At 41.1% G+C, this 24,701-nt stretch carries 25 protein-coding genes; 12 read left to right on the top strand and 13 right to left on the bottom strand.

What is annotated here, in order from left to right:
• Positions 1 to 17 precede the first annotated feature (17 nt).
• From Q0058_RS12460 to Q0058_RS12430, 7 genes are all read right to left on the bottom strand, one after another.
• A complete protein-coding gene (locus Q0058_RS12460) occupies positions 18 to 1,619 on the bottom strand; it encodes a class I SAM-dependent methyltransferase (RefSeq protein ID WP_298224419.1) in 1,602 nt (533 codons plus the stop codon).
• 72 nt (positions 1,620 to 1,691) lie between these two features.
• Complete coding sequence (locus tag Q0058_RS12455) at positions 1,692 to 2,798, bottom strand: AI-2E family transporter (RefSeq protein ID WP_298224416.1); 1,107 nt, start codon at positions 2,796 to 2,798, stop codon at positions 1,692 to 1,694.
• 23 nt (positions 2,799 to 2,821) lie between these two features.
• A complete protein-coding gene (locus tag Q0058_RS12450) occupies positions 2,822 to 2,992 on the bottom strand; it encodes a DUF1328 domain-containing protein (RefSeq protein ID WP_298224415.1) in 171 nt (56 codons plus the stop codon).
• Positions 2,989 to 3,462 (bottom strand): low affinity iron permease family protein, encoded by a 474-nt coding sequence (locus tag Q0058_RS12445; RefSeq protein WP_298224413.1) that lies wholly within the window; start codon positions 3,460 to 3,462, stop codon positions 2,989 to 2,991. The genes Q0058_RS12450 and Q0058_RS12445 overlap by 4 nt, the downstream gene beginning before the upstream one ends.
• 126 nt (positions 3,463 to 3,588) lie before the next feature.
• Positions 3,589 to 4,038 carry a tRNA (cytidine(34)-2'-O)-methyltransferase gene (locus Q0058_RS12440; RefSeq protein ID WP_298224411.1) on the bottom strand — a complete coding sequence of 150 codons (450 nt, stop codon included), beginning with the start codon at positions 4,036 to 4,038 and terminating at the stop codon, positions 3,589 to 3,591.
• Positions 4,039 to 4,071: 33 nt separating this feature from the next.
• A complete protein-coding gene (locus Q0058_RS12435) occupies positions 4,072 to 4,716 on the bottom strand; it encodes a pseudouridine synthase (protein ID WP_298224409.1) in 645 nt (214 codons plus the stop codon).
• On the bottom strand, positions 4,656 to 5,039 hold the full coding sequence (locus Q0058_RS12430; protein ID WP_298224407.1) for a VOC family protein: 384 nt from the start codon (positions 5,037 to 5,039) through the stop codon (positions 4,656 to 4,658). Before Q0058_RS12430 ends, Q0058_RS12435 begins: the two co-directional genes overlap by 61 nt.
• A gap of 124 nt (positions 5,040 to 5,163) precedes the next feature.
• Between Q0058_RS12430 and rmuC the strand changes: the two genes are divergently transcribed.
• From rmuC to Q0058_RS12415, 3 genes are all read left to right on the top strand, one after another.
• Positions 5,164 to 6,501, top strand: coding sequence for a DNA recombination protein RmuC (rmuC, locus tag Q0058_RS12425; RefSeq protein ID WP_298224405.1), 1,338 nt, complete (start codon positions 5,164 to 5,166; stop codon positions 6,499 to 6,501).
• A 239-nt stretch (positions 6,502 to 6,740) separates the two neighbouring features.
• Entirely contained in the window at positions 6,741 to 7,901 is a 1,161-nt protein-coding gene (locus Q0058_RS12420) for a hypothetical protein (RefSeq protein ID WP_298224403.1), read from the top strand.
• A 44-nt stretch (positions 7,902 to 7,945) separates the two neighbouring features.
• Entirely contained in the window at positions 7,946 to 10,429 is a 2,484-nt protein-coding gene (locus Q0058_RS12415; protein WP_298224401.1) for an FG-GAP-like repeat-containing protein, read from the top strand.
• Positions 10,430 to 10,451: 22 nt separating this feature from the next.
• On the opposite strand, the gene Q0058_RS12410 is transcribed toward Q0058_RS12415, so the two are convergent.
• Complete coding sequence (locus Q0058_RS12410) at positions 10,452 to 10,595, bottom strand: hypothetical protein (RefSeq protein WP_298224399.1); 144 nt, start codon at positions 10,593 to 10,595, stop codon at positions 10,452 to 10,454.
• Positions 10,596 to 10,610: 15 nt separating this feature from the next.
• Here Q0058_RS12410 and Q0058_RS12405 point away from each other — a divergent pair, with 15 nt between their 5' ends.
• Positions 10,611 to 11,738: a hypothetical protein gene (locus Q0058_RS12405; RefSeq protein WP_298224397.1), complete on the top strand. Its 1,128-nt coding sequence runs from the start codon at positions 10,611 to 10,613 to the stop codon at positions 11,736 to 11,738.
• 40 nt (positions 11,739 to 11,778) lie between these two features.
• Positions 11,779 to 13,854, top strand: a complete 2,076-nt coding sequence (locus tag Q0058_RS12400; protein WP_298224395.1) for an FG-GAP-like repeat-containing protein — start codon at positions 11,779 to 11,781, stop codon at positions 13,852 to 13,854.
• A 136-nt stretch (positions 13,855 to 13,990) separates the two neighbouring features.
• Here Q0058_RS12400 and Q0058_RS12395 read toward each other — a convergent pair whose 3' ends face one another.
• Positions 13,991 to 14,830 (bottom strand): DUF5777 family beta-barrel protein, encoded by an 840-nt coding sequence (locus Q0058_RS12395; protein ID WP_298224394.1) that lies wholly within the window; start codon positions 14,828 to 14,830, stop codon positions 13,991 to 13,993.
• An 88-nt stretch (positions 14,831 to 14,918) separates the two neighbouring features.
• Positions 14,919 to 15,308 (bottom strand): hypothetical protein, encoded by a 390-nt coding sequence (locus Q0058_RS12390; protein WP_298224392.1) that lies wholly within the window; start codon positions 15,306 to 15,308, stop codon positions 14,919 to 14,921.
• Between the two features lie 73 nt (positions 15,309 to 15,381).
• Here Q0058_RS12390 and Q0058_RS12385 point away from each other — a divergent pair, with 73 nt between their 5' ends.
• Both Q0058_RS12385 and Q0058_RS12380 read left to right on the top strand, forming a co-directional pair.
• Complete coding sequence (locus tag Q0058_RS12385) at positions 15,382 to 15,741, top strand: hypothetical protein (protein WP_298224391.1); 360 nt, start codon at positions 15,382 to 15,384, stop codon at positions 15,739 to 15,741.
• Between the two features lie 12 nt (positions 15,742 to 15,753).
• Positions 15,754 to 16,293 carry a YceI family protein gene (locus Q0058_RS12380; protein WP_298224389.1) on the top strand — a complete coding sequence of 180 codons (540 nt, stop codon included), beginning with the start codon at positions 15,754 to 15,756 and terminating at the stop codon, positions 16,291 to 16,293.
• Between the two features lie 33 nt (positions 16,294 to 16,326).
• On the opposite strand, the gene Q0058_RS12375 is transcribed toward Q0058_RS12380, so the two are convergent.
• Positions 16,327 to 17,292, bottom strand: coding sequence for an ion channel (locus tag Q0058_RS12375; protein ID WP_298224387.1), 966 nt, complete (start codon positions 17,290 to 17,292; stop codon positions 16,327 to 16,329).
• 143 nt (positions 17,293 to 17,435) lie between these two features.
• On the opposite strand from Q0058_RS12375, the gene Q0058_RS12370 reads away from it, so the two are divergent.
• From Q0058_RS12370 to Q0058_RS12355, 4 genes are all read left to right on the top strand, one after another.
• A complete protein-coding gene (locus Q0058_RS12370) occupies positions 17,436 to 17,921 on the top strand; it encodes a hypothetical protein (protein WP_298224385.1) in 486 nt (161 codons plus the stop codon).
• A gap of 2 nt (positions 17,922 to 17,923) precedes the next feature.
• Positions 17,924 to 19,330: a M64 family metallopeptidase gene (locus Q0058_RS12365; protein ID WP_298224383.1), complete on the top strand. Its 1,407-nt coding sequence runs from the start codon at positions 17,924 to 17,926 to the stop codon at positions 19,328 to 19,330.
• A gap of 10 nt (positions 19,331 to 19,340) precedes the next feature.
• Complete coding sequence (locus Q0058_RS12360; RefSeq protein WP_298224381.1) at positions 19,341 to 19,946, top strand: TMEM175 family protein; 606 nt, start codon at positions 19,341 to 19,343, stop codon at positions 19,944 to 19,946.
• A gap of 151 nt (positions 19,947 to 20,097) precedes the next feature.
• Positions 20,098 to 20,550 (top strand): hypothetical protein, encoded by a 453-nt coding sequence (locus tag Q0058_RS12355; protein ID WP_298224379.1) that lies wholly within the window; start codon positions 20,098 to 20,100, stop codon positions 20,548 to 20,550.
• Positions 20,551 to 20,600: 50 nt separating this feature from the next.
• Here Q0058_RS12355 and carB read toward each other — a convergent pair whose 3' ends face one another.
• Both carB and rpmH read right to left on the bottom strand, forming a co-directional pair.
• On the bottom strand, positions 20,601 to 23,453 hold the full coding sequence (carB, locus tag Q0058_RS12350) for a carbamoyl-phosphate synthase large subunit (protein WP_298224376.1): 2,853 nt from the start codon (positions 23,451 to 23,453) through the stop codon (positions 20,601 to 20,603).
• Between the two features lie 359 nt (positions 23,454 to 23,812).
• On the bottom strand, positions 23,813 to 23,974 hold the full coding sequence (gene rpmH, locus Q0058_RS12345; RefSeq protein WP_008464848.1) for a 50S ribosomal protein L34: 162 nt from the start codon (positions 23,972 to 23,974) through the stop codon (positions 23,813 to 23,815).
• A 155-nt stretch (positions 23,975 to 24,129) separates the two neighbouring features.
• Here rpmH and Q0058_RS12340 point away from each other — a divergent pair, with 155 nt between their 5' ends.
• Positions 24,130 to 24,645 carry a DUF2892 domain-containing protein gene (locus Q0058_RS12340; RefSeq protein WP_298224374.1) on the top strand — a complete coding sequence of 172 codons (516 nt, stop codon included), beginning with the start codon at positions 24,130 to 24,132 and terminating at the stop codon, positions 24,643 to 24,645.
• Positions 24,646 to 24,701: the final 56 nt, after the last annotated feature.

Here is a 24,701-nt window from a genome sequence, read left to right as displayed (position 1 = left end):
GACTTTTCAGACCAAACCTATTTCCCTTTCAACAAATTGATGCTGACCGTGGCGATTTCCGAATCGGGGAATTTCCTGAAAACTGAAGCATCGGGAAACAAACCGGCTTCTGCTGCGACTTTGTTGAACACGTCGATTTCTACGATATATTGATCTGAAAAACCGTGGGTCGCGTCATAAGCGGTTGCGGCGGTTTTACCAATATTGCGGGCCGCCACTTCCGGTGGAATCGTATGCAATTCAATTAGCAACAACCCAAAACGGCTCACATAAGGCGACCATTTTTGCAGGTGTCCGAGCAAATTGTCTTCAACCAGTTCGGTGCTGATCATTTCACCACGATGCGCAAAAGCTCCAGTGGATTGACTCAGGCGATTCGGTGTATTATGCCTTGGCATTTCCCAAATGCGGTTGTGATCCAGAAAAGTGCGCACATTAAGCAAATCTTTAAGGTCGATTTTGTAATTTTCCATAAGATCGTTGGCTAGGATATCCGGACGTCCGATATCGCCCCAAATGACTTTCGCCCAAATGTCGGCTTTGATCAGGTTGGCGCGCGAAACCTTTAAGGCTGCCTGATTATAATCGACGCCTACTAAAAATAATGGATATTCGTCGAGCATTTTGCCGCGCAAAGTCTGCCGGTCAATCACTTCAAAAATATGTTGGAGGAACGCGCCATTGCCACAACCCATATCGAGGATTCCTTTGGGCTGTTCTTCAATGGGCTTGTTGAACAGTTCGATTAAAATTTCGTCTACGATTTTGAAGTAGGTTTCGTGGGCGCCGCCGCTTCCCCAAACGTTCATTTCGCGATCCACGTGGATTTCGTCACTACCATCAGGCTGCATTCTCAGGATCGATGGGTTTCCAAACATGAGTTCTTCAATCCTCGCAAAAGTCGGCGAATAAGAAACCGTGACTCCATAAGCCGAAGCACGTTTGGCAAAAAACAAACCCGTTTCTGTAAATTGATAATTGCCGTTATTTTCATCGAACCATCCTAAAAAGGTGAGGAAATTTAGAATCTTGACGAACAATTCAGGCGATTTGTGAAATTCTTCAGGACGGAAGGAAACCTCCATGAAGTATTTGTGGAACATGCCGCTCATACCCAAGCGAACTAATGTCGGACCAACGAGATAGCCTTCGACATGCTTTAAAATCTGGTGTTGGATTTCAGCTGTGGGTTCATCATCAGAAAAGGTGATGCCGTAATTCTTTTGATACTTTTCAAAAATAAGGTTGAGTTTGTGAAAAGGGGCTTCTTCAAAAAGCCTCGGATGAAATTGTGTGGAGAAATGCAGTAAATCAACAACATCTTCATAGAGGTAAAACAGCGAAAAAGCGGTTTCACTTTTTGCAGACAATTTGAATGTTATGGTTTCCGCATCCGAATGATATTCTAAAAACCCTTGCGAACACAAAACGCGCAAACCCACATGAAGATATCCTTTGTTGGCTTTGAATTGAGAAGTCAGTGCGTCAAGCGTGGCTTCTTTATGATCGAGTAAATATTGCAAAACACCTTTTTTCTGAAGTGCGACTGCTACAGGAGCAGTGGCCAATCCGTCGAGATGCCTGAAAATGGTGTAGCGAAATTCGGAAGAATGCTTCATACTATGAAAGTTTATGGGTTGCTCATTTTCAAATATATAAAAATTTGCATCGCATGAAGCGACAAAAGGCAATTACTCGACCTTTCGCTTTTTTCGTACGGTAAGATGCATAAAACTGCCTATTTCGGGCTGGTTATCGCCCAATAAAAAGCCAAACGGTTTTAGCGGTGTGATCCTGTCGAAGATGACCTTGATGATGGCCGTGAGTGGAATGGCCAAGAACATTCCGGAAATACCCCAAATCGCACCACCAATCAATACTACAATGACAGAAACAAGCGCATTGATTTTTACTTTACTCGCCACGATTTTTGGCACAATAAAATTATTATCGACAAACTGTACGAAACAATAAATCAAAAATACCCACAAAGCGTCAATAGGAGTTTTAGTCGCGACGGCCATCAGCATCGGTATAGCAATAGCTACGATACCGCCGATGTACGGAATAAAATTCAACAAAGCGCCGATGACACCAATCAATATAGCGTAATCAATTCCCAATGCCAGCAATCCAATCGAATTTAGGATCGCTACTAAAGCCGCTTCAATCAGCAACCCGATCAGGTAACTCTGGATGAGTGTTTTGGTTTCACTGAGTACTTCACCAACCAATTCTTGTCGGTTATTTTTAAACAACTCCGCAATGAATTCGAGCAGCAGCGGTTTGTAGAACAACATCATAAAAATATAAACAGGCAACAAAAAGAACAACACCAGCAAACCCATAAAAGACGTTAAGGCCGTACCGATATAAGTAGTGCTGTTGCTCATTAATTCGGCTCTGGTTTTGGCAATCCATGCGTTGATTTGGGAATGTTCGACATTGAAATTTGCGGCCATCCAATACATGCCGTCATCAAGAATCTTGGTGAATTTTCCTTTGAGTTCGGGCATCGAATCGCTTAAATTGGCCGCCTGAGAAAAAATAAAATAAGCCAGCAAAGCAATCAGCAACATCGTCGCCGTAACTGCTAAAAGTATCGCCACGACACGGTTGCATTTTTTTCTGATTAAAAAATTGACCAACGGATTGAGCAATACCGCAATGATTACTGAAAAAATCAAAGGAACTATGATATCCGCTCCAATATACAATACGAAGAAGAACGCCACCAAACCCATGGTGATCAATGATAGTTTTATGTATAACGGATAATCCTGAATGGCATTTTTCATGGGTTTGCTTTTTGGTGCGAACTTTAGTTTTTCTTAAAAATCGTAACGGCAAGAATTCCGGTGATGACGACTAAAGCAAGGAAAGTGAAGAAAATAATTTGTGCAATCTGCGCAGCACCCGAAGCAATATCGGTAAAGCCAAACAAGGCTGCAATGAGTGCGATGACTAGAAAAATAGCGGTCCATTTGATCATGATTTCTTGGTTTTTTGGTTCGTGATTTTTTTACGCTTGTGGCTCAAATCGGCTTCTTTTAACGAGTGTGATTCTTCAACGGACTCGTCATTTTCTGCTAATTTGGCGATGTGTTTGTAGAATTTCTTAAGTACAATAAGATCGGATTCATTGATATCTTCTATGGAAACCAACCGGTTGCTCGCCATTTCTTTGGCTACGATAAGTTCGTTGAGTTTGAGATGAATGGCAATCGAATCCTTATTTTGACTTCGCTGAATCAAAAATACCATGAGAAAAGTCACAATCGTGGTTCCCGTATTGATCACCAATTGCCAGGTGTCCGAAAAATTAAAAAAAGGACCGGAAACAATCCAAATCAGCACTATAGAAAATGAAATCACGAAAGCCGCCGTACTGCCTGCCGCTCTGGTGACTACTGAAGATATTTTTTCAAAACCGGAGCTTCTTTTTTTGTTGTTGCTATTCATATCTGGATATCGATTGTTGTTGCTTTATCGATATACAAATTTGAATTTCACATAGCTTAAATCCGTTACAGAAAAACGGCGAATACTTGTAAAATTACCACATCGTTTGAGGAACGATTAGATCACTTACTTTAAGATTTGTCTTCTAGCTTCACCGATGACAAATGCGCACGCATTCGCGAGATTGTAACTGCGTACCAAAGGCGAAATAGGAATTTTAAGATGGTTCGGAAATCTTTGTAGCATTTCCTGGCTCAAACCCACGCTTTCCTTTCCGAAAACCAGCCAGTCGCCGTCTTGGAATTCGTTCTCGAGATACGATTGCTTCGCGTGCGAACTCATCAGAAAAACACGTGACAAATCAGGAATCTGGGCAACCCACTCATCAACATTTTGATATTCTTTCCAATCGAGATGCACCCAATAATCGAGGCCGGAACGTTTTAAGTTTTTATCGGTAATCTGAAACCCGAACGGATGAATTAAGTGCAAACGGCTTTCAGTGCCGACGCATAAACGTCCGATGTTTCCGGTGTTGTTGGGGATTTCGGGTTCTACTAATACGATGTTAAGCATTGGATTGGATTATGAGATTGTGAGATTTTAAGACTAAGAAATATTGAATTCAGGAACTTCGACAACTTGACCAGAAGGTAAATCATTAAGATGTACGTTTCCAATTCGGACGCGAACCAACCGCAATGTGGGAAATCCGACAGCTGCGGTCATCTTTCTGACCTGACGGAATTTGCCTTCGTTGACCGTAATCGATGCCCAAGAAGTCGGGCCGTGGCGTTCGTCCCTGATTTTTTTGGCGCGTGGTCCGAAATTGGGAACCGATTCCAGAATAAAAGCTTGACAAGGTTTGGTGATGTATTTAGTGCCTTCAAAACCAATTTCAACGCCATTTTTCATTTTTTCAATCGCTTCCTGATGGATCAGACCATCGACTTGCACATAATATTCCTTATCGACTTTTTTGCTTCGGATCTGCTCGCTTACTTTGCCGTCAGTGGTGAGTAAAAGTAAGCCTTCGGAATCTTCATCGAGACGGCCAATCGCCATGATTCCTTCGGGAAAATCATAAAATTCACCGAGCAGTTTCTTCTTGCGTTTGAGTTCGTATTTGAACTGGCTTAAATAGCCGTAAGGTTTGTGAATTAGGAAATGACGGTGGTTCAACGCTTCGATTGTTAGGTTGTTGAAGGTAATTTGAATTCGGGATTGTAAATGATTCCAATAATATTTTCCCATGGATCTTTGACCGTAGCGACCATAATTTCTCCGCCAACGTTCATGGGATTTTCATGTACTGTCGCGCCTAATGAAACCATTCTTTCGAATTCCGCATTGACATCTTCGACGCCCCAAAACGTGAGCACGGTTTCTTCTTTTGTGGTAATAGGATTTTCTTCAGGTTGCAAACCAAGTTCGTAACCAGCGATATTGTATCCTACATAAAAAGGTTCATCGAAATAAGGTGCCGTTTCAAAAAGCGCGTTGTACCAAAGTTTGGCTTTTTCAAGGTCAGAAACTTTGTATATGGTAGTTCGCAATCCGAGGAATCTTGGTGTCATCTTTTACATTTTTAAAGCCTCAAAGATAATCGAAATAGTTTTTTGAGGGTCATTAATTTTAATCAGCTTCGAGGGAATTTGCATTTATTCCTTACCTTTACTAGCTACAAATTGAATCACAAACATGAACGCCACTATCATTACCATTCTTACTTTCAGCATTGCCTTGGCCATCGGAATTTACATCGGAAAACTGTTGTTTACCGCCCAATCGAAATCGGAAAAAATCGGTTTGGAGGAAAAACTGATCGGATTGAATTCGCAATTCGAAAGCCTCAAAGAGCAACTTCAGAAATCGCAACAGGAAAAAGAATACATCCGCAACGAGAAAGACAGTCTCGCCCTGCAACTTACAAAAAAAGAAGCCGATTTTGAGTACCTGCGCGAACGCAACCTCGAACAAAAACAGGAAGTCGAAAAACTGCAGGAAAAATTCACCAAAGAATTTGAAAACCTTGCCAACAAAATACTCGAAGAGAAAACCACCAAATTTACCGAGCAGAATAAAGAAAACATGAAAAACATCCTGTCGCCTTTGCAGGATAAAATCCAGTTGTTTGAGAAAAAAGTGGAAGATACGCACAAGGAAAGCATCGATTATCACGCCGCATTACGCCAGCAAATTCTTGGGTTGCGCGAGATGAACGAGCAGATGAGCAAGGAAACCATCAACCTGACCAAAGCGCTCAAAGGCGACAGCAAGATGCAGGGCAATTGGGGCGAATTGATTCTGGAGCGTGTGCTCGAAAAATCAGGCCTTGAAAAAGACCGAGAATATTTCGTACAGCAAGCACACACTTCAGATGACGGACAACGTGTTTTCCCGGATGTTGTCATCAATTTGCCCGACGGAAAGAAAATGATTGTCGATTCGAAAGTGTCTTTGACGGCTTATGAAAAATTCAGCAATGAAGAAGATGATGCGTTGAGAGCCGTTTATCTGAAAGAGCACGTGAATTCAATCAAACGTCATGTGGAGCAATTGGGCGAAAAGAATTACCATGATTTGTATCAGATCGAAAGTCCGGATTTTGTGTTGCTTTTTATTCCGATTGAACCTGCTTTTGCGATTGCTTTGAATGAGGAAAATTCGCTTTACAACAAAGCTTTCGAGAAGAATATCGTGATTGTCACGCCATCAACTTTACTTGCGACTTTGCGCACCATAGACAGCATGTGGACGAACCAGAAACAACAGGAAAATGCTTATGAGATTGCGAGACAAGCTGGTGCTTTGTATGATAAATTTGAAGGATTTGTTGCCGATCTGGTCAAAGTCGGTAACAAAATCAAAGATTCCAAAACCGAATACGATGCTGCGATGAACAAGCTCGTGGAAGGAAAAGGCAATCTGATTACGAGCGTCGAAAAACTCAAAAAAATGGGTGCCAAGGCTAAAAAATCATTGCCTGAAGCCGTTTTAAAAAGAGCGGAATCGGATGATAATGAACTCATTCTATAAACTTCCGAAGATTAGGAAGAAATTTCTTTAAAAAAAGTAGGGTGTTTTCATTTTGAGTTTTCTTACTGAATAAGAATTAGATTTTTGCGCATGTATTGTCAATGTTATAATTCAGCGTGAAGTGTGAATTTTTGATGATTGTCAAATACATAAAAAATATAGAATATAACCAATAGTTATTGATGAATTTGAGAGTTTAATTAATATTTTTATTATTTTTGGTTCACTTTTTTAAATTTATGAAACAATTTTACTATTCCATTTTTAGCGTTTTTTGCCTAACATTACTCGTCATTTCCTGTACTATGAGCGAGGATGAAGACTATGTAGATGTTTCTAACAGACAAAGTACTCCCGTAGAAGCTCCTGTGATATTTGATTTCGGTCAAACACCTTTTCCGAAATTATCCGATTACCATTTCTTTGTGGGTCCGCTCAAAAATTTAAAACCTGGTTATAAGGTAATTCCGTTCGAACCTGCGAGTACTTTATTTACCGATTATGCCCACAAAAAAAGATTTGTCTGGATGCCAAAAGGCACGAAAGCTACTTACAACGGCGACGGCAAAGTATTAGAATTACCGGTAGGCGCGGTAATCATTAAAAGTTTTTATTACGACCATGTACTTCCTTCCAACACCACCCGCATAATCGAAACCCGACTCATGATCCGAAAAGCCACGGGTTGGATTTTCGCAGAATATGTATGGAACGACGAACAGACAGAAGCTTACTATAACATGGACGGAGGCTATACCCAGATATCATGGACTGATGAAAACAACGTGGTGAAAGGAACCAATTACCGGATTCCGTCGGAAGCGCAATGTGTAGTTTGCCATAAAAGGAAAGAACTCGTTAATAATGTTGAAGTCACCACTTACATTCCTATCGGCATCAAACCTCAAAATCTAAACTGGAATTACAATTACGGCAACACGACCAGAAACCAATTGGCCATGTGGATTAAATTAGGCTATCTGCAAAATAATTTCAGTTTGCCTTCCGCAGAAAACACAGCCATCGACTACAGAGATACTTCAAAACCTCTTGAATTGAGAGCGCGGTCTTATGTAGACATCAACTGCGCGCACTGCCACCAGGACAACAGGCATTGTGATTACCGCCCCATGCGGTTTGATTTTGCCGAAACCGGAATCGCCGGCAGCCTTGGAAAAACCAATATGGGCGTATGTGTCAGCACATCGGACATGCAGGGTTTTCCTGTAGATTTGTCCACGATTGTAAATCCCGGAAGCTCCGATCGTTCGATGCTTTATTACAGAATAAACACCACCGATGAAGCATTCAGAATGCCACTGCACGGAAGGACAATGATTCATGAAGAAGGCGTGGCTTTAATGGGCGCATGGATCAATTCACTGCAGGATTGTCCTTAAAAATAAATTCTATTACACAAACAACTATAACCAATTAATTACTTATGAAAAAAATTATTCTCGTCATCATGTTACTGGTTTTTGTGCAGGTCACAAAAGCCCAGGACACCTGTGCCACTGCCGTTCCCATTACAGCCGGCACTTACGCCATTACGGCCATTAACGGTAGTCAGGTGCCAACTCCCTTATGCGACACCCAATACGGTGCTGTTCCTTTAACACGGCCGCCCGGAGGCGAATGGTACATCTACACCCCTACAGAAAATCATAGCGTAACCGTAACTACAGATTTACCGGCCAACGCACCGCTGGTAGACACCCGTTTTCACGTATACCGTGGTACTTGTGACAATCTGGTTTGCTACGAAGGTGACGATGACGGCGGTACAGGAAACTCTTCTACGGCGACGTTTGATGTCATTGCAGGAACATCTTATTATATCGCATTCGATAACCGATGGACTTCTGCGGGTTTTAGCTTCGCTTTGATAGAAAATGTCTTTGTTCCGACGCCTTGTTCGTTTGCAACAGCTATAACTGCCGGCACAACAACGGTTACGGGCATAGATGAACAAAACATTGTTTCGACTTGTTCCAATGCTACTCTGGCCAAATGGTACGTATATTCTCCGAACCAGAATTATGTAGTTACGGTAAGTTCAGATTTGGCACAGAACATCTGTAAAGACACTAATTTCAACGTATACTCAGGAACATGCTCAGGATCTGCTGTGTTAAACTGCCTTATCGGCGACGACGATTCAGGGGTCATTTCATGTGATTCGCAAAACCCCGATGATTCTCTTTTGTCTAAAAAGAGCTTCACCGTTTCTGCGGGAGGAACTTACTATATCGTTTGGGACAACAAACACAGCGCAGACGGTTTTGCTTTTACCTTGACTGAGACACCAATCATCATTCCGGTGAATTATACTTCACAAACAATTTCAACCATCGACAGCAATTATAAAAATTGCGTTGTAGACATGAACGGTGATGGCATAGACGATATTGTAGGAGTGAGCAGCGGAAATTTAAAAGTACACTACCAACAACCAGGAGGTACTTTTTCAATTTCTAGTTTCGCAGTCACGGGTACGGGTACTACGCTACCTTCATGGAGTATCGCTGCAGGCGATTATAATAGAGACGGTTATAATGATTTGCTTTTCGGTGCGGGCGGCGGTCCTAGTTTCTGGGAATCGAACGCCACTGGCACTGCATACATCAGCAAAACTACCAACACCAGTTATCTTTGCCAGAGAACGAATTTCATCGACGTCAATAATGATGGAAATCTTGATGCTTTCGTATGCGACGATAACAATCCAAACAGATATTATCTGAATGACGGTGCAGGCAATTGGACACATTACCAATCAGGTACGACGCCGGGAGCTTACAATTTGGGACTTACAGTCACAGGTGGAAACTACGCGTCCATTTGGACAGATTATGACAACGATGGCGACAGGGATATGTTCATCTCTAAATGTTCCGGGCCTCCATGTGAATTGCACAGGAATGACGGAGCTGCAGGTTACACAGATATCTCAGCCATTGCAGGAATCAATCGCCAGCCAGTGCAATCGTGGTCATCAGCAGTAGCGGATTTCGACAATGATGGAGACATGGATATCATGGTAGGTTCTAACGGAGGCGTTAAAAATATTCTTTTCAGAAACAATTTGGATACGACAAACGATACTGAAGAAGTTTTTACAGATGTCACTGCAGGTTCGGGCTTAAATTTAGATAATTTGACCAACAGGGATTATGTAGCTTACGATTTTGATAACGATGGGCTTGTTGACATTTTGGGCAGCGGAAGCAGAATCTTTTTCAACCAAGGCAATATGATTTTTGCGCCGACTACTTATCCTGCCTTGGCTATCGGCCCGATTGGCGACTTAAATGATGACGGATTTTTGGATATCCAAAATGGAAACACGATTCGTTATGCGGTTCCAAATGGAAACAATTGGTTCAAAGTAAAATTGCAGGGAACTCAAAGTAATGCCAACGGAATCGGTGCCAGGGTTGAGATTTACGGTAGTTTCGGAAAACAAATCAGAGATGTCAGAAGTGGTGAAGGTTTTGAATTTATGAGTTCGTTAAACGTTCACTTCGGACTCGGACAAGCTAGCCCTACTAATAGACAAGCTTCCGCTATTACTAAATTAATAGTGAGATGGCCTTCGGGTATTGTGGATACTATCGATAATCCTACCATCAATGAAGCCCTCAGAGTAACTGAAGGATCGACTTTGGCGGTGAATGCGAATGTATATTCTGAGTTTAGCATTTATCCAAATCCATCTAAAGAATTTTTGAACATCAATGTAAAAGCTAATGCTACGGAAAGTTTCAAAGCGGCACAAATTTTTGATTTGACCGGAAGAATCGTTTTAGATACCCCATTGACTTCAATGAAATTAAATATAGCAACATTACAAAGCGGCACTTATTTATTGGTATTGCAAAACCAAAACGGTAAATCATTCACACAGAAATTCGTTAAGGAATAACCCGGAAATAGCGCAATACGCTTTACTTATAAGCATCGGTTTTGGCAATGATTTTCATGTCAGAACCGATGCTTTCTTTTGATAGATTCTTAATAATGTTAATGTTAATCAATAGTTTAGTAATAAACGTAGCAGTTTCATAATTTTTATTACTTTTGGTTTGCATTTTTTTTAGATTCTTATGAAAAAACTTTTACTTTCTGTTTTATGTGTAGTAGCGGCGGCGTTTATTTTTCATTCGTGCTCTAACAGTGAAGAAGAATATACCGATATCACGACATCCAACCGGGCAACCAAACCTATCTATAGCCCTGTTAAATTTGATTTTTCACAAGTCCCGTTCGCGAAACTGTCTGATTATCATTTTTTCATTGGCCCGATGAAAAATCAGACTCCAGGTTTCAAAGTAATACCTTACACTCCGGCAAGTACGCTTTTCACGGATTATGCTTTAAAGAAAAGATTCATCTGGATGCCTGAAGGCGTGAAAGCAACCTATGTGGCTGATAACAAAATATTTGATTTCCCCGTAGGAACCGTATTAATCAAAACTTTTTATTACAATACGATTCAGCCTAACAATACCACTAAAATCATCGAAACCCGAATTATGGTTCGCAAGTCAGATGGTTGGAAATTCTATGAATATTTATGGAATGACGAACAAACTGACGCAGACTTGGTATCTGGGCCGGATTTCACTAATGGCAGTAGCAAAACCATCACTTTTAAAAAACCAAACAACGAAATCATCACTACTGATTACCGAATTCCATCGGATGCTGAGTGCTTCGCCTGTCATAAATTGAACGAACAGGCTACGCCCATTGGTTTAAAACCTCAAAACCTGAATATCGATTATGCCTATACAAACGGAAACAAAAACCAATTGCAGTATCTTTTACAGCAGCGCTATATCAACAGTTATCCTGCTTCAGTAGTTTCAACAGTTGATTATCACGACACTACAAAATCCTTAGACTTGAGAGCCCGATCTTATTTAGACATCAATTGTGCGCATTGCCATCAGGACCATGCCCGTTGCGATTACCGTGCATTGCGGTTTGCTTTTAGTGAAACTACAAATCCAACCAATCTCGGTATTTGTGTAACAGCTGCCGAAGAAATCAGCCCGACCCTGCAAAAACTCATTAATCCTGGAAATTTTGACAAATCAGTGGTTCACTTCCGAATAAACTCTACCGATGAAAGCGAACGTATGCCGTTGCTGGGAAGAACGATTGTTCACGATGAAGGTGTATCGCTTATCGAGCAATGGATTTCGTCTCTAACACAAAACTGCGACTAAAATAAAACCGAATTTAAAATAAAATTTAACTCCGAAACTAATGAAAAAAACATTACCCCTTTTTATTGCCATTTTTAGCTTCACCTTTACCATGGCGCAAGAACATTGCGACACTGCCGTTGCGGTAGCACTAGGTTCTACTACCACAGCGCCGCCTTTTACTAATGAAGCTGGCGAGGCTCCTACTTTACTTTGCGGATTGAACAATATGAACAACATTCCTGCGTCCAAAGGAAAATGGTATACTTTTACCGCTACAGAAAACAACACGATTACCATAACAACCCTTTTACCACAAAATCAAAATGTAGACACTCGCGTCATTGTATATTCGGGAAGTTGCGCAAATTTAACATGTGTGGGATCTAATGATGATTATAACGGTACCAACTCATCACAACTTACCTTTCAAGTGACCACCGGAACTGTTTATATCATTGCTTTTGACAACCGATACAGCTCTGCAGGCTTTGATTTTAGCCTCATCGTAGCACCTCCTCCAGCGGAAGACAGATTATCATTCACTTCAACGCCAGTCAATGGTATTGCAGGAACTTACAACAATTGTATCGTAGATATGAATGGCGATTATAAAGACGATATCGTATCAGCGGTAAGTACTACCCAAATGGTCATCGCATACCAACAACCCGACGGAACCTTCACCCCTACAACTTTCAGCTTAACAAACACTGTAGTTTCTCCTTCTTGGAGTATTGCAGCCGGTGATTATGACAACAACGGATTTAACGATTTAGTGTTCGGTTCAGGAAGTGGCGTTACTTTTTTGAAAGCCAATGCAGACGGAACCGCGTACACTACAGACCGAAAAGCACAATCTTATTTGGTGCAGCGTACCAATTTTGTGGATATTGACAATGACGGAAGATTGGATGGTTTTGCGTGCGATGACAATGCACCGAACAGACGCTATATGAACGATGGCACGAACCTGAATCACATTCAGGGCGGTATCGGTGATTTTGCCAGCGGTGGAAACTATGCTTCACTTTGGAGTGATTTCAACAACGACGGAAAAATAGACATGCACTTATCGAAATGCGGTCAGGGTGGTTCAGGCGTAGGTGGAAACATCAACCAATTGTTCCAAAACAATGGTGACGGAACCTACACCAACATTGCTGCAAATGCTAACATGGCGGATCCGGAACAAACCTGGTCTTCAGCAATCGGCGATTTTAATAACGACGGATGGATGGATGTGATTGTTGGGGTAAATTCCTTATCCAACGGAAACACCAACGTAAAAAGAAATAATGGCGACGGAACATTTACCAGCGTTACTGCAGGTTCCGGTTTTGATACCACAACGGCTACCGGTAGAGAATATGTAGCGCATGATTTCGACAATGACGGTTTTCTGGATGTATTGAGTTCTGGAAATCAGATTATGTTCGGTGACGGAAATTTTCACTTCACACCAAATCCAAACACCTATCCGTTATCAGCCGTAGACCGACCTGTAGGAGATTTGAACGATGATGGTTTCCTTGACATTCAAAACGGAAATAACATTTTGTTCAACAACGGAAATGCAAACCATTGGATTACGCTTAACCTTCAAGGCCTTCAAAGTAACAGAAACGGTATCGGCTCCAGAGTGGAAGTGTATACCGCAGCCGGAAAACAAATCAGAGACGTGCAAAGCGGAACCGGCTTCCAGAACATGAGCACCATCAATGCGCATTTCGGATTAGGTCCTGATACTGTAAACAGAGGCACTGCAGCTGCTCCAACAATAGAAAAAATAATTATAAAATGGCCATCCGGAGTTGTTGACACCATACTTAATCCTTCGGTAGATCAGGATTTATTGGTCGTGGAAGGTTCTTCTTTATTGGCTGTAAACCAAACTCAGAATAATGCTTTCAGTGTATATCCGAATCCTGCTAGTGACATCATCAATGTCAAATTCAACAATCCTGCAAGCGCCATCATTCAAGCGAATATTTATGATTTGAATGGTAAATTGATTTTAAGTCCAAACTTTACCAACCAAACCGTTGACGTAAAATCATTGGCAACAGGATCATACTTATTGATTTTGAAAGATGCACAAGGAAACACATACTCACAAAAAATCCTCAAAAAATAAACCTTCAGGATTTTAAAATTCTAGAAGTATTTAAATAAAAAAACTCCAATATTAATTGGAGTTTTTTTTTGTCTTAAAATCTTACACACGAGCGTCAGCGAACTGGCGAAGCAATCTCACAGTCTTGCAATCTTCGCTAAAACACCCTCAAAAGATTGAAGCCGAAGAAAATATCTCCTTTACCCCAATCGCCTGTAGTATGTCCTAAGAAACCTGCTTCATGAATGCCTTGTGAACTGCTGACATGCATCTGAAAAACATGCCCGCCGGTTTCTAAATCAACACCTACTGACAACGGATCTTTATATATTGAGCTGCTTGTTCTGTTCAAATGCGCTGCATAATCTACATTTAAAGACAAACGGTTGGTCAGTTTATAACGCCCGCCCAGACCTACTGCGTATTGCGAATTGTCCTGAAGATCGTTGTCTACAAAATTCTCATGAAAAAAAGTAGGAGCAACTTCTAAGGACAGTTTTTTGGTGAATTTCCTTGAAATCAACAGTTGCGAAACATAAATCGCCCGATCATTGAATTTCATTTTAGGATAATTGCTTTCTTTCAAAAGGTTATTGAAACCAATGCTTCCGAAGGCTGCAATCGCAAACGGAAATCCATTGTTCAGCTGTTCCTGCAAACGGATTTTTGTCGAGAAATCATAAGCCTGTTCGCTTCGAGCGGCACTTAGTGTCAACCAATCCGTGACACCGTAAAGAAATTTGAGTTGGGTAACTGCATTGTCTAATCCATAAGCGCCCTCAAACCTGTCTTTGAGAGAACCAAACCTGTGCGCGACCACAAAATAAAAATCGCCTTTAGAAGCTAGTTTTGTCGATTCGAGGTTGACGATTTTAAGCGCTTTGAAAGCCGATTCTACGGGTTGATTTTTGGGAACGCTGTCCATTCCTGCGAGCAAATCGTCTTGTGCAAAGCAAATGGCCGGAAATAGTAATGCTAAGGATAATAGTTTTTTCATAGTGTAAAAAAGTTTGTTTGTTTGAGTTGTCGACAGTTTTCTGCCTTTAAATACGAAATAAATCGAAATCCGGATAATTTGAAAGCTTTTATTCGGTAACGGTGACCTGATCCATTTTGAACACTTCCAACAGGTCATCATAACCAATAAAGCGGCCTTTCATTTTTACCTGTTTCCCGACTGTAAAGCCTTCTGGCATAGGCGGCAGGAAAGTTCCCTCGAGTTTTTCATCGAGTACGATAGCTTTGGTGGCAGGATCAATACTGGAAATTTTACCGGAAACTTCAATTGTCTTGTCCAAGTATTTTTTGTTGGCAAGGCTGTCGTTTTGGGTAAACTCAGCTTGCAGACTTTTTACGGTAAGCGTAAAACTGGCGTCTTCACTGGCAATATCGCGATGGGCTTTGTACATATAGAAGTACAATCCCGAGCCGAGGGCCAACAATAAGACAATCGTGATTAATGCAATTTTTTTCATTTCAATTTTTTTTAGATTACAAACATAATTATATATAGTTTTAATTATATATTTTTGAAATAAAAAAACAGCTATGACAAACAAACAAACACTAACATTAGCATTGACAGCCTTATTGATGGCAGGCTGCAGCTCCAACAGCCCCGATGATCTTGAAGGGGAAATCCCGGCCAACGTCACTTACACCGAACATGTAAGACCTATTATTGAAAGTAATTGCCTAAGTTGCCACGGAGAGCCTCAACAAAATAGTGCGCCGATGGCACTAACCGATTATGACAAAGTCAAAGAGTACGTCAGCAATGGCAAATTGCTCGACCGGATTTCCAGAGCGCAAGGCGCCGAAGGCATGATGCCGAATGGCGGAACAAGATTGCCGCAAACTAAAATCGACATCATTGCCAAATGGCAAGCCCAGAATTTTCAAAACTAACAAACAACTGCTATGAATAAACTATTAGTACTGGCCGTATTGCTTATGACCTCAGCTTCTTTCGCGCAAGATAAAATGATCACCAAAACCGGAAAAATCACTTTTGAGGCTTCGGTTCCGGCTTTTGAAGAAGTGAAAGCCAAAAACGATGGCGTCACTTGTGTACTCAATGTCAAAACAGGCGATATTGCCAGTTTGTCTTTGATGAAAGGATATAAGTTCAAACTCGCTTTAATGGAAGAGCATTTCAATGAAAATTACGTCAATAGCGACACCTATCCAAAATCAACCTTCAAAGGGAAAATTTTGAATTTCGATGCGAGCGCTTTGACCGCAACCGCTAAAGAATATACCATTAAAGGAAAACTTGAATTGCATGGCAAAACGAACGATTTGACCACAACCGCTAAAATCAGAAAGACCGAAAGCGGTATTGAAATCATTTCTACTTTCAACGTCAATGCGAGCGATTATGATATTCAGATTCCTTCGGTAGTCAAGAGCAAAGTCTCGAACAAAGTCAGTGTCAAAACTGAATTTCTTTTGAAATAAAAAACAGAAAAGCTTCCAGAAACGGGAGCTTTTTTATTTTAAATCTACGGCATAAAACGCATTGAGTTTGTCGAGATGTAAGATGGTCCGGCTGTCATCTTCGCTGTCGGAATACATCATTTCGAACTTTGCGCCATAGACAAATTCATCAAAAGTATACGACGTGTTGGCAGCCACGGTAGTGCTAAACATCTCGTCGAAGGTTTTCACAAAGACCAGAATTTCGCCATCAATCGATTTGAAATCCTGCTCGGTAAAACCGTATAACGGGCTTTCCTCAGTAATCGGATGCACAAGTGTCCAGCTTAAAGTCAACGCATTGACCTTAGAAAGTTCAAGATCGAGCGTATAGAATTTGTTGACCATACTGCCATTTTCCTCAATGATCATTCCGAGTGTAATTTTGGCTTCAGCGTCAGTGAAGTTGGTATTTTTGTATGGCGTCATGCGCAACATCAACGCTTTGCCTCCATTTCTGTAGGGAGAAATCAACGCATGGTGCGAGAATTTCAAAAAAGCCGTAGGCTTACTAAACCGTCCGAAGAACAATCCTGTCGCAATCGCAAAACTCAACAAGCCAATTAAGGCTTCCGCTGCTGCTAGTGCGCTGGTGAGAAATCCGTTGGGGCTGATGTGTCCGTATCCTACGGTCGTAAAAGTTTGTGCGCTGAAAAAATAAGCTTTACCAAATTTGACCCATTCCGAACCGGTAGTCGAAATGCCGTCTAAATACTGGATTCCTATTCCGTAATAAATGCATGCGAAAATAAAATTAACTGCGGCGTAAAAACCGAATAAAATCCCCAGAAATTTCCATCGGGGCATGGCAAGCATCGTATGGTACCAACTGATGCGGTCCAGAAAAGTCATCCCGCGTTTTTGTATGTTCGCTGTGCCGTCTTTATTGATAAAACGCCCGCCGTAACTGTTGGCGTTGGTTCCGAAACCAGTATTGAGATCGGTTTTGGCTTTTGAGTTTATTTTCTTTAGCAAGTCCATTTTGATAATGATTGGTGTTTCAAATGTAAGTATTCCGCAAGTATTAAAAAAGCGAATCCTTTTGGGTTTCATGATTGAAAATGTGATGTCAAAATTTTATAAACCCCGAAGTAAAATTTACTATATTTGAAACTAACGATTTAATGGCACCATCGATGTTCCGAAAACAGGGCTTTCTTTTACTCGCTTTCTTGTTGTGCTGTTGTGGCGCTTCAAAATTACACAGCAATGAAAATGACGTCAATATTGAAAAACCTGTCGATGAAATCGTTTTTGTAGTGTTTAAAATGACCAAAAAAACAACCGGAAATACGATAGCCATTATTTCAACGACCAAAAGCTATGGGAAATTGAAGCCTCAAATGGAAAGGCCAATCGATGCAGGAAATTATCTAACGCTTGAGGTTTTCCAAAATGACAAAGTCGTCCAGACGTTTCGTGAAGCACATCCTTTGCTCAAAAATGTGGAATATCTCAATGAAAACAACCAATATATTTCCCAAAAAGTAACGCCCGACGAAGGAGAATTTTTTATCCGCTTACAGAAAAAATCGGGCGCTACCAAAATCAAAATCTGGGAAACCTTACAAGACAAACCAAAAAAAGAATTGCAAACTTTTACGCTATGACCATGAAAAAAAATTACGTTTTACTGCTTTTATTATGCGTTTGGCAAATCAACGCGCAGGTTTTTGACGTTGCCACGATTCAGAACAACGGCGATCCGGACAAACACATCAACTTAGTGATTATGGGCGATGGCTATACTGCCACACAGCAGGATGATTTTCTGAATACGGCCAACAGCATCTCGAACTATTTGTTTTCCATTTCGCCCTGGGCACAATACAAGAACTATTTTAATGTGTATGCGATCAAAGTCATTGCGAACGAATCTGGCGTGAAGCATGCCAATACATCCAGCGATTGCTCGAGCTACTTTACGGAAGTTTCCAATCCGACCAACTATTTTGGAACGCGTTTCGACGGTTTTGGAATCCACCGGTTGACCATTGCGCCCAACACTACCAGAATCACTAATGTTTTGGCCGCTAATTTCCCAAATTATGACCAGGTTTTTATTGTTGGTAATTCTCCACAATATGGTGGAAGTGGCGGTGCTTATGCGGTTTTCACTGCTAACACTGCTTCGAGTGAAATCGCCGCACACGAAATGGGGCATTCCTTTGCGGGTTTGGCTGATGAATATTATGCCGGTGACCAATATTTCGCAGAAAAAATCAATATGACGCAAGAATCTGACGAGACATTAATCAAATGGAAAAACTGGCTCGAAGCCCCGAACAGCGTGGGGATTGTCCCATATTGCTGTGGTGGAAATTCAGATTTATGGTTCAAGCCTAATTCGGGCAGTTGCAAAATGGAGCAATTGAATTTACCGTATTGCAGTGTTTGTAAAGAAGGCATCGTCGAAAAAATACACAGTTTAGTGAATACGATTCTGAGTTTTACACCGGCAAATGCTACTGCGATTGAAGCTTCCCAAACCCCGATTGATTTTCAACTGACCGAATTGTTGCGCCCAATTCCGAACACTTTACACATCAAATGGCAGTTCGACACGACCATTTCTGACACCAACAGTGAAACTTTCCAACTCAATCCGACGGCATTAACCGATGGATTGCATATTCTTACCGCCAGTGTTGTGGATGAAACCCCATTAATTCGCGTAGACAATCATGCGACGGTGCATATCAGCACGGTAACTTGGTCGATTAACAAATCAAATCTTGGTGTGCAGACCAATACGACCACTAATAAAATTGCTTATACACTTTATCCCAATCCGACAAGTGAAGTGCTTCACCTGGCTTTTGATTTGGAGCAACCCGCCACTGTAGCCATAGATATTGTTAGCCTCGACGGAAAAATAGTGCAGCAATTCGCTGAGAAAAAAATGGTTTCAGGAAAATTTGAAGAAAATCTTGCCATAGAAAATATAGCGGTCGGTTCTTATATCGCAGTTGTAAAAATCAATGGTGCGGCATACAACCAAACGTTTGTGAAAAATTAAATAATAGTCGATGAAATTTCAATTAGAGCGAATTCTCCTTTTTAGCGATGCCGTTTTTGCCATTGCCATTACCCTGATGATTATTGAAATCAAACCACCTCATATAGCACATGGCGCTTCATTTGCCGAATCATTCCGTGCTTTTCTGAATGTCATCCCACAAATCTTCGGAACCGTGTTAAGCTTTTGCATGATTGGCCTCTATTGGTTCAGACACCATGACCTGATGCAGCATTTGGTGGCTTATAATGTAACATTCATCCAGCTCAATTTTGTATTGTTGCTTGCCGTGGCTTTCATTCCTTTTTCGACGGCTTTTACCATAGAAAATTCGACGACCAGTTTTACCTTATTGGTTTATAATCTGAATTATATTGTAGTGAATGTGCTCAATTTCATTATTTATAAATACGCTTTAAATCCCAAAAACAACTTGTGTGTTGCGACGGTATCCGATGAAATTTCAGTGCTCAAAAAAGACACTTTATTTTCGATTTCGGTATTCACCATTGTGATCATTCTCGGATTCTTCAACTGCAATCTTGCGGTTTTCGGTTACGCCCTTTTTGGTTTTTACGGCGTGTTTGTAAAAGACAAACCTGCGGAAATAAAATAAATTCGATTACCAAATCACAACTTGCTTTCTGGAATAAAATACTTTAGTGATGACTTGTTGCCTAACTCAATATTATGAAATTAATCAAGGAATAATATAAGGTTACCTGACTGATTAAGCTTAACTTTGAGGAACACTCAACCTTAAAATCATGGACCATTACAGTTTATCGGAAGACATTAAAGTGATGTGCATCACCGCCGATCATTTTCCTGAAGGCATTGAAGCGGCGCACCAACAATTGCACGCCAAATTTCAAGAAAAAGAAGAATATCGGCGTTTTTTCGGGATTTCAAAGCCCAACGAACAAGGTCAAATCATCTACAAAGCCGCAGCGGAAGAACTCCACAAAGGCGAAACCGAAGCGCTTGGTTTAGAGTCTTTCACCATCAAAAAAGGCCATTACAATTCTTTTTACTTAAAAGATTATGCTGAGAATCCGGGATGCATCGCAGAAGCTTTTGAAATATTGCTCGGACAAGCCGAAATTGACCCGAAAGGCTATTGTCTCGAATGGTATATCGGCACGAATGACGTCAAATGTTTGGTTCCAGTGGATGAAGATCATCTTCATTTTACGGGCGTGAATAATGAAAAAATATAGCCCCGATTCACTTGTTGTGCGTTCGTGGCTATGCTTCTTACTTCTTGTAATTACTTGCTCAAATACATTTTCCTTCTGGAATACAATTCATAAAACTGGTCGTCTTTTAAATCGTCAATGAATAAAATGCTTTCACCTGTCGATTTCATTTCAGGGCCGAGCGCTTTATTGACATTTTGGAATTTACTGAAAGAAAACACCGGCTGCTTGATCGCATAACCTTTAAGTTGCGGATTGAATTTGAAATCCGTCACTTTATTTTTCCCTAACATGACTTTAGTCGCATAATTCACATACGGTTCGCCATAAGCTTTTGCAATGAAAGGCACGGTTCGCGAAGCACGCGGATTGGCTTCAATGATGTAAACTGTATCATCTTTAATGGCGAATTGAATGTTAATCAAACCAACGGTTCGCAAGGCTAGAGCAATTTTCTTCGTATGGTCTTTAATCTGCTGCATCACAAATTCGCCCAAATTGAACGGAGGCAAAGTCGCATTCGAATCTCCTGAATGTATGCCACAAGGTTCGATATGTTCCATGATTCCGATGATGTAGACGTTTTCGCCGTCACAGATCGCATCGGCTTCGGCTTCAATCGCTCCGTCGAGATAATGGTCGAGCAGCAGTTTGTTGCCTGGAATATTTTTGAGTAAATCGATGACGTGTTCTTCGAGTTCCTGTTTGTTGATGACGATTTTCATGCCTTGACCGCCCAAAACATAGGACGGACGCACGAGCAACGGAAAATCTAGAACATCGGCTAATGCTGAGGCTTGATCCGCATTTTCTGCCACACCAAATTGCGGAAATGGAATTTTAAGTTCGGTCAATAGTTCAGAAAATCTTCCGCGATCTTCGGCCAAATCTAAAGCGTCGAAGCTCGTTCCCAGAATTTTGATGCCGTAACGGTCTAATTTTTCGGCAAGTTTCAAAGCAGTTTGTCCGCCAAGTTGTACAATCACGCCATCAGGTTTTTCGTGACGGATGATATCGTAAATATGTTCCCAAAAAACGGGTTCGAAATATAATTTATCTGCCGTGTCAAAATCAGTCGAAACGGTTTCTGGATTGCAATTGATCATGATGGTTTCGTAGCCACATTCTTTTGCAGCCAAGACGCCATGAACGCATGAATAATCAAACTCGATGCCTTGCCCGATGCGGTTTGGACCAGAACCTAAAACCACCACTTTCTTTTTATCGGTGACGATGCTTTCATTATCGACGTAGCGTTTGCCGTCAGCGGTTTCGATATCAGCTTCAAAAGTGGAATAATAATAAGGTGTTTTTGCTGTGAATTCTGCGGCGCAAGTGTCTACTAATTTGTAAACCCTTTTTACGTTTTGCTCTTCACGCAGTTTGTAAACCTGACTTTCCAGACAGCCTAACATGTGCGCGATTTGGCGGTCGCCGTAGCCTTTTTGTTTGGCTTCGAGCAATAATTCCTTTGGGAGCGAATCGATTTTATATTTGGAAATTTCTTTTTCGATTTGGTATAATTCCTCGTATTGTCTGAGGAACCACATGTCAATTTTAGTGATTTCGTGAATGCGAGACAATGGAATACCCATTTGGATCGCATCGTAAATTACGAAAACCCTGTCCCAACTGGCGAAGGTTAGTTTCTCGATAATCTGCTCGTAATTTTTATAGCTTTTTCCGTCAGCGCCCAAACCATTTCTTTTGATTTCGAGCGATTGTGTGGCTTTGTGCAAGGCTTCCTGAAACGAACGCCCGATGCCCATCACCTCGCCTACGGATTTCATTTGCAAGCCGAGTGTTCTGTCTGAACCTTCGAATTTGTCGAAATTCCAGCGTGGGATTTTGACGATGACGTAATCTAAAGTAGGCTCAAAAAGTGCTGATGTTGATTTTGTAATTTGGTTTTGGAGTTCATCAAGATGGTAACCTAACGCTAACTTAGATGCGATTTTCGCAATCGGATAACCCGTCGCTTTTGACGCCAACGCAGACGAACGTGAAACCCTTGGGTTGATTTCAATGGCGACAATATCTTCTTTGTCATCGGGTGAAACGGCGAATTGTACGTTACAACCACCAGCAAAATTCCCGATAGAGCGCATCATCAGAATGGCCATATCACGCATTTTCTGGAAAGTCGTATCGGATAAAGTCATGGCTGGAGCAACCGTTATTGAATCTCCGGTGTGAATGCCCATTGGATCCATATTTTCTATCGAACAGATGATGACTACATTGTCGTTTTTATCGCGTAAAAGTTCGAGTTCGTATTCTTTCCAACCAATCAAAGCCTTATCGATTAAGACTTCGTGGATGGGTGACATTTCTAATCCGTAGGTTAGTTTTTCGTCGAATTCTTCTTTGGTATGTACGAAAGCCGCTCCGGTTCCGCCAAGTGTGAATGACGGACGAATTACCAGTGGAAAACCGAATTCTTGCGCGATTTCCTTACCTTTTAAAAATGAGGTTGCGGTTTTAGCGGGCGCTGCTCCTACTCCAATTCTTTCCAGTAATTGTTTGAACTGTTCGCGGTCTTCGGTGATGTTGATCGCATTAACATCGACACCTATTAGTTTGACATTGAAATCTTCCCAAATGCCTTTTTCGTCGGCTTCTAGACAAAGATTTAAAGCGGTTTGTCCGCCCATGGTGGGTAAAACAGCATCAATTTGTGGATGCTCTTTTAGGATTTGAACGATTGATTTTGTGGTTAACGGTAATAAATAAATGTGATCGGCCATCGTTGGGTCGGTCATGATTGTTGCAGGATTCGAGTTGATCAGGATCACTTCGATGCCTTCTTCGCGGATCGAACGCGCGGCTTGTGAACCGGCGTAATCGAATTCGCAGGCCTGTCCGATAACGATAGGGCCGGAACCTATAATGAGAACTGATTTGATGGAGTTGTCTTTTGGCATGGTGTAGTTAGCTGTTTTTAGATTGTAAGACTGTAAGATCGTTGTTGTGTGTTGATGTCATAGCCCTGATAATTTGATATTAAGAGGAGAATGTCCGGTGGACATTCGGTTTTTCAATTGTTGTCTGTCACGTTCATTTTATTTTGAAAACTGAATTTTATATTTTACCGAAAGCCCTAGCCCTGATAGCAGCGATATCCTTTTGCGCCGGCGTTTACTTCGTCAGTTCGCCAAGGCTCGGGTGGCGCGAAAGATTTAGCGGATAGCAGGTTCCCGGCTCCTAAAAATATTTACCGACAAGATATAAAAAAAGGCGTTACTAAAATTAGTAACGCCTTGATATTGATTATTGCTAATCATTATTTTTTGTGTCTTGGTTCAGATGAAACTGTCAGTTTGTGACGGCCTTTCGCTCTACGACGCGCAAGCACTTTTCTACCATTCGCAGAAGCCATTCTGTCCATAAATCCGTGCTTATTTCTTCTTTTTCTTTTCGATGGTTGAAACGTTCTTTTGCTCATTGCTTTATATTTTTAAAACTTTATTTAATGCTGAATGATTTTAGGTGCTCTAAAACCGAGTGCAAATATACAAAGTCTTTTTTTTCTGGCAAGTAGTTTTTAAAAAATATTTTCAAATCCTTTTACTATCTTTGGGCACTCTAAAAATGCACCTTATGTTTCATAGAATTTTCAAATTGATTTTCGCCGGACTCATCATTGTTGCCGGCATTTGGCAGATGACTGAAGGCTATATCGGGAATGGGATTTTCCTGATTTTATTGTCTGCGATTCCGATTTTCCTGTATTACAAAAACGAATTCATCCTATTGGCTTTTTTAAGACTCAGAAAACAGGATTTTCCGGGCGCGCAGAAATGGCTGGCTTACATCAAAAATCCCGAAACGGCTTTGGTCAGAAAGCAACAGGGTTATTTTAACTACTTACACGGCATCATGTTGTCGCAAACGAATTTGATTCAGGCTGAGAAATACTTCAAAAAAGCGATTGAATTAGGTTTGAATATGGACATGGATTTGGCTGTGGCAAAACTCAACCTTGCTGGCGTAGCATTGACTAGAAGAAGAAAATTAGAAGCTACAAATTTGCTCAACGAAGCCAAGAAACTCGACAAACAAAACATGCTCAAGGATCAGATTACGATGATGAAAGAGCAGATGAAAAAAATGTAGTTATTAACTGGATTTTTTAATTTTAAACAAGTTTTCAACATGTTATTAAAAATTTT

The sequence above is a fragment of the Flavobacterium sp. genome (assembly GCF_027484705.1).
In the GTDB taxonomy this organism is placed as follows: Bacteria; Bacteroidota; Bacteroidia; order Flavobacteriales; family Flavobacteriaceae; genus Flavobacterium.
Note: the sequence above shows the minus strand (reverse complement) of the source record. Positions and strands in the feature narration are given on the sequence as shown.

Coding starts and splice junctions, on each gene's coding strand:
- Q0058_RS12460 (WP_298224419.1), bottom strand. CDS start 1,619: ATGAAGCATTCTTCCGAATTTCGCTACACCATTTTCAGGCATCTCGAC.
- Q0058_RS12455 (WP_298224416.1), bottom strand. CDS start 2,798: ATGAAAAATGCCATTCAGGATTATCCGTTATACATAAAACTATCATTG.
- Q0058_RS12450 (WP_298224415.1), bottom strand. CDS start 2,992: ATGATCAAATGGACCGCTATTTTTCTAGTCATCGCACTCATTGCAGCC.
- Q0058_RS12445 (WP_298224413.1), bottom strand. CDS start 3,462: ATGAATAGCAACAACAAAAAAAGAAGCTCCGGTTTTGAAAAAATATCT.
- Q0058_RS12440 (WP_298224411.1), bottom strand. CDS start 4,038: ATGCTTAACATCGTATTAGTAGAACCCGAAATCCCCAACAACACCGGA.
- Q0058_RS12435 (WP_298224409.1), bottom strand. CDS start 4,716: ATGGGAAAATATTATTGGAATCATTTACAATCCCGAATTCAAATTACC.
- Q0058_RS12430 (WP_298224407.1), bottom strand. CDS start 5,039: ATGACACCAAGATTCCTCGGATTGCGAACTACCATATACAAAGTTTCT.
- rmuC (WP_298224405.1), top strand. CDS start 5,164: ATGAACGCCACTATCATTACCATTCTTACTTTCAGCATTGCCTTGGCC.
- Q0058_RS12420 (WP_298224403.1), top strand. CDS start 6,741: ATGAAACAATTTTACTATTCCATTTTTAGCGTTTTTTGCCTAACATTA.
- Q0058_RS12415 (WP_298224401.1), top strand. CDS start 7,946: ATGAAAAAAATTATTCTCGTCATCATGTTACTGGTTTTTGTGCAGGTC.
- Q0058_RS12410 (WP_298224399.1), bottom strand. CDS start 10,595: ATGCAAACCAAAAGTAATAAAAATTATGAAACTGCTACGTTTATTACT.
- Q0058_RS12405 (WP_298224397.1), top strand. CDS start 10,611: ATGAAAAAACTTTTACTTTCTGTTTTATGTGTAGTAGCGGCGGCGTTT.
- Q0058_RS12400 (WP_298224395.1), top strand. CDS start 11,779: ATGAAAAAAACATTACCCCTTTTTATTGCCATTTTTAGCTTCACCTTT.
- Q0058_RS12395 (WP_298224394.1), bottom strand. CDS start 14,830: ATGAAAAAACTATTATCCTTAGCATTACTATTTCCGGCCATTTGCTTT.
- Q0058_RS12390 (WP_298224392.1), bottom strand. CDS start 15,308: ATGAAAAAAATTGCATTAATCACGATTGTCTTATTGTTGGCCCTCGGC.
- Q0058_RS12385 (WP_298224391.1), top strand. CDS start 15,382: ATGACAAACAAACAAACACTAACATTAGCATTGACAGCCTTATTGATG.
- Q0058_RS12380 (WP_298224389.1), top strand. CDS start 15,754: ATGAATAAACTATTAGTACTGGCCGTATTGCTTATGACCTCAGCTTCT.
- Q0058_RS12375 (WP_298224387.1), bottom strand. CDS start 17,292: ATGGACTTGCTAAAGAAAATAAACTCAAAAGCCAAAACCGATCTCAAT.
- Q0058_RS12370 (WP_298224385.1), top strand. CDS start 17,436: ATGGCACCATCGATGTTCCGAAAACAGGGCTTTCTTTTACTCGCTTTC.
- Q0058_RS12365 (WP_298224383.1), top strand. CDS start 17,924: ATGAAAAAAAATTACGTTTTACTGCTTTTATTATGCGTTTGGCAAATC.
- Q0058_RS12360 (WP_298224381.1), top strand. CDS start 19,341: ATGAAATTTCAATTAGAGCGAATTCTCCTTTTTAGCGATGCCGTTTTT.
- Q0058_RS12355 (WP_298224379.1), top strand. CDS start 20,098: ATGGACCATTACAGTTTATCGGAAGACATTAAAGTGATGTGCATCACC.
- carB (WP_298224376.1), bottom strand. CDS start 23,453: ATGCCAAAAGACAACTCCATCAAATCAGTTCTCATTATAGGTTCCGGC.
- rpmH (WP_008464848.1), bottom strand. CDS start 23,974: ATGAGCAAAAGAACGTTTCAACCATCGAAAAGAAAAAGAAGAAATAAG.
- Q0058_RS12340 (WP_298224374.1), top strand. CDS start 24,130: ATGTTTCATAGAATTTTCAAATTGATTTTCGCCGGACTCATCATTGTT.